The sequence below is a fragment of the Candidimonas humi genome, assembly GCF_019166065.1.
Lineage (GTDB): Bacteria > Pseudomonadota > Gammaproteobacteria > Burkholderiales > Burkholderiaceae_B > Candidimonas > Candidimonas humi.
Genome location: NZ_JAHTBN010000020.1, coordinates 1 through 8,483, shown reverse-complemented (window position 1 = coordinate 8,483; position 8,483 = coordinate 1). Strand labels below are relative to the sequence as shown.

Here is an 8,483-nt window from a genome sequence, read left to right as displayed (position 1 = left end):
CAGGCGCCGGCGCCGGCCGCGGCGGCCGGCCTGGGCGGTTCCGCTGCGGCGCCCGCCGCGCCGGTGGATTCCAGTTGGTACATACCCGGCGATTTCGACACCGTCGCATTCCTCAGCCAGGCCAAGGCCCGTTTCATAGAAATCCAGGCCATCTGGGACAGCGGCGACGTCAACAAGCTGCGCGAATATCTTACCGACGACCTGGTCGCCGAACTCAAGCCGCAAATCCTGGCCCGCAGCGGCGCTACGCGCACCGAAGTGGTCCTGCTCAATGCCGAGTTGCTGGGCATCGAGGCCGTATCGGGCGGGCACCTCGCCAGCGTGCGCTATTCGGGCATGCTGCGCGAATCGACCGACACCGAGGCGTTCCGCTTCGAAGAGGTCTGGAACCTCTACAAGGGCGGTGACAGCGGCTGGCTATTGGCCGGCATCCAGCAGATTCCCCTGGAATACGCCAGTTGATTCATGCCGATTGAGCACGCTTCGGGGTGGTTCTCGCCCGAGGCTTTTTCCAACCCGGGCTTGCGCCCGGGTTTTTTGCCGCCGGGCCGTCCCAAGGCAAAAAGCGCCCCCTTGGGGGATGAGCTCGGACACAGCACAGTCCCTGCGGACTGTGCTGTGCCTGGCGAATCCGAGCGGCCTGCAAGGCGCGAGGTGGACAGCAAGCCGAAGGCGCAGCGTGGGGGCCCTTTTTTGCCGCCGGGCCGTCCCAAGGCAAAAAGCGCCCCCTTGGGGGATGAGCCCGGACACAGCACAGTCCCTGCGGACTGTGCTGCGCCTGGCGAATCCGAGCGGCCTGCAAGGCGCGAGGTGGACAGCAAGCCGAAGGCGCAGCGTGGGGGCCTTTTTTTGCTGACCGGCGCAGGCCGGGGGCCAGGGCCGTCGGCAGCCCTGCCATAAGCCCTCTTGGGCGGCAAAACCGTTAAACTCTAAGCTTCGTCCCGTTATTTCCGAATATTTCCGCCGCATCCGCGGATACCTCCGTATGTTCCCGATTCCCTCGTTTCTGGCCCCCGCTGTGGTAGCCGCGCGCGCACTCAATCAGTTGCTGCGGCGCGAACAATGGGCACGGGACCGCCTGGCGCGCCACTCGGGCAAGACTGTGCGTTTCAGCGCCGGGCGCTATGCGGTCGGCCTGTCGATACAGGCCGATGGCTACGTGACGGCTTCCGATCCGGCCGTCGTGCCCGATGTCACTCTCACCGTGCCCACGGGCCGCTTGGGCCAGTTGGCCACGGCCCTGCGCGGCGGCCAAGCCGACGAGATCGCCGCCTTGCTGCATGTGCAGGGCGATGCCGGGCTGGCGCAGGTGGTGTCCGAGCTGGCGCGCGACCTGCGCTGGGACGCAGAGGCCGACCTGGCGGCCGTCGTGGGCGATGTGGCCGCGCTGCGCCTGATGGGCGGTGCACGCATGCTGGGACGCGGCGCGCGCCGCGCCGGCGAACGCCTGGCGGGCAATGTGGGCGAATATCTGTCCGAAGAAAGCCGCGTGCTGCTTGGGCGTCCCGCATACGAGCAATGGCGGGCCGACCTGGCGCAGTTGCAGGGCCGGCTCGACGAACTGGAACGGCGCGCCAGCCGGATCGAGTCGCGCAGCGGGCCGGGGCGCCGCGGCGCCTCTTCCAGTGCAGGCAGGCCCTAAGCCATGCTGACCCTGTTGCGCCTGGTACGCATCATCTTCGTGGGGCTGCGCTATCGGCTGGACGAGCTGCTGCTTTCGAGCATCAAACATCCGCTGGCGCACGGGCTGCTGCGCATCGTGCGTTTCGGCCGCCCGCCGCGCACGCCGCGAGGCGTACGCCTGCGCCTGGCGCTGGAATCGCTCGGGCCTATTTTCGTCAAGTTCGGCCAGGTATTGTCGACCCGTCGCGACCTGATTCCGCATGATGTGGCCCTCGAACTGGCGCGCCTGCAGGACAAGGTGCCGCCGTTTCCCTCCGAGCAGGCCGCGGCCAGCATAGAGGCGGCACTGGGTGCCTCGCCGCATGTGTTGTTCAAGCATTTCGAGACCGACCCGGTCGCCTCGGCCTCTATCGCCCAGGTGCATTTCGCCGTGCTGCACGATGGCCGCAAGGTGGCAGTCAAGGTGCTGCGTCCGGGCATGCTGGCCGTCATCGAGAAAGACCTGACGCTGCTGCGCGCGCTGGCCGGGCTGGTCGAGCGCCTGGCGCCCGACGGCAGGCGCCTGAAGCCGCGCGAAGTGGTGGCGGAATTCGACAAATACCTGCACGACGAGCTGGACCTGATACGCGAGGCCTCCAACTGCAGCCAGTTGCGGCGCAATTTCGGCCCCGGCACGGGGCGCGAGAACCTGTTGATGGTGCCCGAGGTGATCTGGGAATATTGCGCCACCACGGTCTTCACCATGGAACGCATGTACGGCATACCGGTCAGCCAGATGGACCGCCTGCGCGCGGCCGGCGTGGATATCCGCTTGCTGGCGCGCACCGGCGTGGAAATCTTTTTCATGCAGGTGTTCACCGACGGCTTTTTCCATGCCGACATGCATCCCGGCAATATCTACGTCTCGGACCGCCCCGAGACGCTCGGGCGCTACATCGCCCTGGATTTCGGCATCGTCGGCTCGCTGTCCGAATTCGACAAGAATTACCTGGCGCAGAACTTCCTGGCCTTTTTCCGGCGCGATTACCGGCGGGTGGCGCAATTGCACATCGAGTCCGGATGGGTGCCCCCGCAAACTCGCGAGGAAGAGCTCGAAGGGGCGGTAAGGGCGGTCTGCGAGCCGTATTTCGACCGGCCTTTGTCCGAAATTTCCCTCGGGCAGGTATTATTGCGTCTGTTCCAGACCTCGCGCCGCTTCAATGTCGAGATCCAGCCGCAGCTGGTACTGCTGCAGAAGACGCTGCTCAATGTCGAAGGCATGGGGCGCGAGCTCGATCCCGACCTCGATCTCTGGAAGACCGCCAAGCCCTATCTGGAAAAATGGATGCGCCAGCGCGTCGGCCTGTCGGGCCTGCGGCAGCGTCTGGAGCAGGAGGCGGGGCAATGGGTGCAGATGCTGCCGCAATTGCCGCGCCTGGTGCATGCGAACCTGATGCACCCCAATATAGAGCCGCAGATATACGATGAATTCCAGCGCATGCGGCGGGCGCAGGAACATACCAATCGCCTGCTGACCACTCTGGCCGCGGTGCTGGCCATGGCGGTGGGGGTGGCTCTCTGGGCGCTGACGCGGCACTAGTGTCCCCCTTGTTGCACGGCGGGCCGACATCATATTGACCAATAACCCGGTTCTAATCGAGGCGCAGGAAGCGCCGACCGACGGAACAACAACACAGAATGCCGGGCCGGCAGACCGCCGCGGGGCTGCCACGGCTGAATTCTAGGGAGATTCCCATGCTATATCCTGAATTGTTCAAATCGATGGAAGCGGTGCGCTGGAACATGGACACCGATATTCCCTGGGACGAGTTCGACGCCTCCAAGCTGTCGGACGAACAGGCCTACACCATCAAGATGAATGCGATCACGGAATGGGCGGCACTGCCCGCCACCGAGATGTTCCTGCGCGACAATCGCGGCGACAGCGATTTTTCCGCCTTCATGTCGATCTGGTTCTTCGAAGAGCAGAAGCACTCGCTCGCCCTGATCGAGTACCTGCGGCGCTTTCGCCCCGAACTCATGCCGTCCGAAGAAGAACTGCACAAGGTGCGTTTCGACTTCGATCCGGCGCCGGCGCTGGAAACACTGATGCTGCACTTCTGCGGCGAAGTGCGGCTGAACCACTGGTACCGTCGGGCGTCCGATTGGCACACCGAGCCCGTCATCAAGGCGATCTACCGCATCATTTCGCAGGACGAGGCGCGCCACGCGGGCGCCTATCTGCGCTACATGAAACGCGCCCTGGTAAGCCGGGGCAGCGAATTGGCGCGGCAGGCGCGGCTGGCGTTCTCGAAGATCGGCGTGCTGATGGCCTCGGCGCATCGCACGCCCCAGGCGCTGCACCCGACCAATCTGCACGTCAACAAGAGCCTGTACCCCGAGGACACCGTGCAGTGCCGCCTGCCCACTCCCGGCTGGCTCGAAAACTGGCTGGACAATCAGATCTGCTTCGACAACGTCTGGGAAAACAAGGTCAGCTCGCGCATACTGCATAATCTGTCGCTGTTGATGGACGGCACTTTCGACACCGTGCAGGACCTGAACCGCTACCGCAAGAGCCTGCTGCGCGAGGCGCCGGCAATGGCCTGAGGCGCGCGGCCGGCCGTGCGGGCTCAGTGCGCTGTCCGGTTCGAGCGCCGGCGTGGCCTATATCCTGTATCGATGCCGGGGCTTTTGCCGTCCGATATTTTTCATCTCCACACGAATATCCATACACATCATGCCCGCGCGTTTCGAATCCAAGGTGCTCAGCCGCGAGGCCTGCGTCGCCGCGGTCCGCAGTGGCAGCCTGCAGCGGCCGCTGGTCTTCACCAACGGCGTCTTCGACATCCTGCATCGCGGGCATGCCACTTATCTGGATGCCGCTGCGCAACTGGGCGCGACGCTGGTGGTGGCTGTCAATACCGATGATTCGGCCCGGCGCCTGGGCAAGGGGCCCGAACGGCCCCTGAACAGCATGTCCGACCGCGCCGCGCTGCTGGCCGCGCTGGCTTGCGTGACAGTGGTGACGAGTTTCGACGAGGACACGCCGCAGGCCCTGATCGAGCAGTTGCGGCCCGATATCATCGTCAAGGGCGGTGACTACGACATGCAGAGCCTGCCCGAGACGGCCAGCGTGCAGAGCTGGGGCGGCAGGGCTGTGGCCATTCCCTTCGAATACGAACGCTCCACCACCGCCCTGGTGCGCAAGATCCGCGGATAAGCGGCGGCAATATCCCTTCCGTAAACGACTGGCGGCGCCCGAGGGCGCCCGGGAATGCGTATGCCCGTACGCAGGGGGCGCAAGGCCGGGAAGCCCCGATGCCGCACGAGGCCTCGCCGTGTCGCTACGACTGGCCGTCGCTGCTTGCGCACAAGATGTTGCGGATATAAGATACAGAAATCTGTATGAATGTGGCCGACCATGAAAACCACTCTCGACCTGAATGATGCCTTGCTTACCGAGGCCAAGGCGATGGCCGCGCACCAACGTACCACGCTGACGCGCCTGATCGAGGAAGGGCTGCAGTTGCGCCTGCGCAAGCAACGGATGCCGGCCAGGCCTGTGCGCCTGCCGGTCTACCGGGGAAAGGGCGGCTTGATGCCAGGCCTCGATGGCCTGAGCAACAAGGCGCTGCTGGACGCGGCCGATCATGACTCCTGACGTCAATGTCCTGGTTGCTGCATCGCGTAGCGACCATCCCCATCACGCGCCTGCGCGCCTGTGGCTGGAACGGGCCGTCTCCGACGCCGGCCAAGGCATGCCTCTGAGCCTGCAGCCCATGGTTATCGCCAGTTTTCTGCGGCTGGTGACGCACCCGAAAATATTCATGCATCCCACGCCCATGGCCGAGGCGCTGCATTTCATCGATGCGTTGTTGACCTGCCCGGGCGTCGAGCGAGCCGAGCTGGGCGGGGAATGGGTGCGCCTGCGCCAGTTGTGCATGGAAAAAGATCTTTCCGCCAACCAGGTGCCTGATGCCTGGCTGGCCGCCGCGGCCTTGCACCAGGGCGAGCATGTGGTCAGCTTCGACGCCGATTTCAGGCGTCTGCTGCCCAAAAGCCAGTTCACCCGGCTCGCTGCATGACGACGGCCCCGGTGCGGCGCGGCCTTGCCGCGCCGTATTCTCGCGGGAAGCCGGCGACTAGAACTTGAACTTCGAGACCGAGACGCCGCGCAGGGGCTTGATGACGGTGTCGAACAGGTACGTGGTGTCGAAGCTGGCGGCGCTGGTGCGGGTGATGCGGCAGGCCGTCATGATGGGCTGCTGGCCCACGACCACCACCATGCGCCCGCCGATGCGCAACTGGTACTTGAGCGCGTCGGGCACGGTCGGCACCGAGCCGGTGACCAGGATCGCGTCGTATTCGGTGGTACCCCAGCCGGCATGGGCATCGCCCGTTTCCACCTTGACGTTGCCGACATGGTTGCGCTGCAGGTTCTGCTGCGCGAAGGCCGACAGGCGGCTGTTGATCTCGATGCTGGTGACCTGCTGCGCCAGCGCGCCCAGCAGGGCGGCCTGGTAGCCCGAACCCGTGCCGATCTCGAGCACGCAGTCGGTGGGCCTGAGCTGCAGTTCCTGGGCCAGGCGCGCCTCGACCTTGGGGCTGAGCATGGTCTCGCGCGTATTGACCGAATTGACCTCCAGCGGGATTTCCAGGTCGGAAAATGCCAGGGCCTGCATGGCGGGCGGCACGTAGCGTTCGCGCGGCACCGAGAACAGTGCCTGCAGCACGCGTTCGTCGAGTACGTCCCAGGTCCGTATCTGCTGTTCGACCATATTGAAGCGGGCGTGTTCGATCTCGGGCGCGGAAGTAAGGTTCATGGCTGGCGTGGATGCTGAAAACAATAGGGTATTGTACTGATTCGTTGCACTTATTGCCCGTTGGAGCCGATGTACTTGGACCAGGCGGCCACTGGGCGGGGACCGTCGCTTCGTAAGCACACCCGCGCCCGCGGCGTTCAGGCCGCAGGCCGCCACCATTGGTGGAAATGATGCACGGGTCCGTGGCCGGCGCCGACCTGCAGCGCGCCGGACGCGGCTATGGCCGCTTCCAGGTAGGCCTTGGCGCGGCGCGCCGCCTCGGGCACGTCTGCGCTTTGCGGCAGCAGGGCCGCCAGCGCGGCCGACAATGTGCAGCCAGTGCCATGGGTATTGGGCGTGTCGATGCGCCATCCCGGCAGCTCGACCAGCCGGTCGCCGTCGTGCAGCACGTCCACCGTGTCGTTGCCGGGCAGGTGCCCGCCCTTGAGGAACACCCAGCGCTGGCCGTCGTCGCCCAGCAAGCGGCGCAGCTTTTCGGCCACGCGGCGCATTTCCTTCAGGCTCTGGGCCGGGCTGGATTCCAGCAGTACGCCGGCCTCGGGCAGGTTGGGGGTGACCACGGTGGCCTGCGGCAGCAGGCTTTCGCGCAGTTCATGGACGGCGCTGCGTTCCAGGAGATGGTCGCCGCTCTTGGCGACCATCACCGGGTCCAGCACCAGATGCGCGGGGCGCCAGTGCGCCATGCGTTCGGCCACCCGGCGCGTCACCGCCTGCTGGCCCAGCATTCCGATCTTGACCGCATCCACCCGCACGTCGGCGAACAGCGTGTCGATCTGTTCCGCGACGAAATCGGGCGGCACCGGCGAAATGCCGGTGACCGCGCGCGTGTTCTGCGCCGTGAGGGCGGCGATGACGGCCATGCCGTAGGCGCCCAGGGCGCTCATGGTCTTGACGTCGGCCAGCACGCCGGCGCCCCCGGAAGGGTCGACGCCGGCTATGGTAAGCGTATTGGGGATCATGCTGTGTATTCCGGATTCACGGTCGTGGCGATTGCACGGCGTGATTTTAAGGCTTCCGGGACGCAGCCGGCATTGCGGCGCGCACCTGATCGAGGTCGCGGCACAGGTCCTCGGTAGCCTGCACCAGCCGCGGACCGGGGCGGAACAGCGCATCCGGGTCGATAGCGTAGACATGGCCGGCCCGTGCCGCCGGCAGACGCAGGGCCGCCCAATAGGCCTGGCGTTCCTGTCGCCGCCGGCCGCCCGCGGCCGCAGCGGTGATGATCGCGTCGGGCTTGGCAATCAGCACGTTTTCCGCATCCACCTGCGGCGCGGCCAGGGTCGACCGGGCATAGATGTTCACGCCGCCGCAGGTGTGCAGGACATCGTTGAGCAAGGCGTCGCGGCCTATCGTGTACAAGGGATCGGAGCCGATTTCGATGAGGACCGAGACTGTGCGCCGGCCGGCGTAATGCGCCCGCAGCGCGGCGATGCGTCGGGCCAGGGCGGCCGCCGCGGCGTCGGCCTGCACCGCCGTGCCCAGCAGCCCGCCCAGGCGTGCGACGTCGCGGGCGATGCCGTCGAGGCTGTCCGGGGCCAGGTATTGCAGGGGGATGCGCAGGGTACCGAGCGTGGGCGCCAGCGCGCGCGTGGCCCCCGAGGCCTGCCAGGCCAGCACCAGGTCGGGTTTCAGGGACAGCAGGCGTTCCAGGCCGATGTTGATCCCGTCGCCGACCCGCGGCAGGCGCCGCGCGGAGGGAGGATAGTCGCTGCTGGTGACGGTGCCGACCAGGCGGTCGCCGCCGCCGGCCGCGTAGACCAGTTCCGTCAGGCTCGGCGCCAGGGTGACGACCCGCCTGGCGGGGCTGTGGCCCCAGTCCCGGGCGGCCGCGGCGGAAATAGCGGAATAATCGGATTCGGTGGAAGAAGGAGCCGATCCGGCGCAGGCGGCTTCGTTCGGCGCCGTGGAGCATGCCCCGGCGGTATTTATGGCGGTGTTTGCGGCGCGGCACGCCGGCACGGCCGCCGCCAGGGCCAGGCCCAGGGCCAGGGCCGTCGCGGCCCCGCCCAGCCAGGACCCTCGCGGTCGGCGCTCGAGCCCGGCGCGGCCCCGGGG

General features: G+C 66.5%; 10 protein-coding genes. 7 read left to right on the top strand and 3 right to left on the bottom strand.

Translation table 11 applies throughout. The annotated features are described in order from the left end of the window. The 7 genes from KVP10_RS21075 to KVP10_RS21045 all read left to right on the top strand — a co-directional run. Window positions 1–462, top strand: a 462-nt coding sequence (locus KVP10_RS21075; protein ID WP_217966726.1) for a Tim44 domain-containing protein, incomplete at its 5' end; no start/stop codon positions are given. A 523-nt stretch (window positions 463–985) separates the two neighbouring features. Continuing rightward, window positions 986–1,642 carry a ubiquinone biosynthesis accessory factor UbiJ gene (locus tag KVP10_RS21070; RefSeq protein WP_217966725.1) on the top strand — a complete coding sequence of 219 codons (657 nt, stop codon included), beginning with the start codon at window positions 986–988 and terminating at the stop codon, window positions 1,640–1,642. Window positions 1,643–1,645: 3 nt separating this feature from the next. After that, window positions 1,646–3,202, top strand: coding sequence for a ubiquinone biosynthesis regulatory protein kinase UbiB (gene ubiB, locus KVP10_RS21065; RefSeq protein ID WP_217966724.1), 1,557 nt, complete (start codon window positions 1,646–1,648; stop codon window positions 3,200–3,202). A 155-nt stretch (window positions 3,203–3,357) separates the two neighbouring features. After that, on the top strand, window positions 3,358–4,212 hold the full coding sequence (locus KVP10_RS21060) for a ferritin family protein (RefSeq protein ID WP_217966723.1): 855 nt from the start codon (window positions 3,358–3,360) through the stop codon (window positions 4,210–4,212). Window positions 4,213–4,339: 127 nt separating this feature from the next. Then, entirely contained in the window at window positions 4,340–4,825 is a 486-nt protein-coding gene (locus KVP10_RS21055; protein WP_217966728.1) for an adenylyltransferase/cytidyltransferase family protein, read from the top strand. A 201-nt stretch (window positions 4,826–5,026) separates the two neighbouring features. Then, a complete protein-coding gene (locus KVP10_RS21050) occupies window positions 5,027–5,266 on the top strand; it encodes a type II toxin-antitoxin system VapB family antitoxin (RefSeq protein ID WP_217966722.1) in 240 nt (79 codons plus the stop codon). Beyond that, complete coding sequence (locus tag KVP10_RS21045; RefSeq protein ID WP_217966721.1) at window positions 5,256–5,690, top strand: TA system VapC family ribonuclease toxin; 435 nt, start codon at window positions 5,256–5,258, stop codon at window positions 5,688–5,690. Before KVP10_RS21050 ends, KVP10_RS21045 begins: the two co-directional genes overlap by 11 nt. A 57-nt stretch (window positions 5,691–5,747) precedes the next feature. Here the strand turns inward: KVP10_RS21045 and KVP10_RS21040 are convergent, their stop codons facing one another. The 3 genes from KVP10_RS21040 to KVP10_RS21030 form a co-directional block, all read right to left on the bottom strand. Then, entirely contained in the window at window positions 5,748–6,428 is a 681-nt protein-coding gene (locus tag KVP10_RS21040; RefSeq protein WP_217966720.1) for a protein-L-isoaspartate O-methyltransferase family protein, read from the bottom strand. Window positions 6,429–6,565: 137 nt separating this feature from the next. Then, window positions 6,566–7,387 (bottom strand): bifunctional hydroxymethylpyrimidine kinase/phosphomethylpyrimidine kinase, encoded by an 822-nt coding sequence (thiD, locus tag KVP10_RS21035; protein ID WP_217966719.1) that lies wholly within the window; start codon window positions 7,385–7,387, stop codon window positions 6,566–6,568. Window positions 7,388–7,433: 46 nt separating this feature from the next. After that, window positions 7,434–8,483 (bottom strand): helical backbone metal receptor (locus KVP10_RS21030; RefSeq protein WP_246600911.1); only part of this gene is annotated, 1,050 nt, incomplete at its 5' end.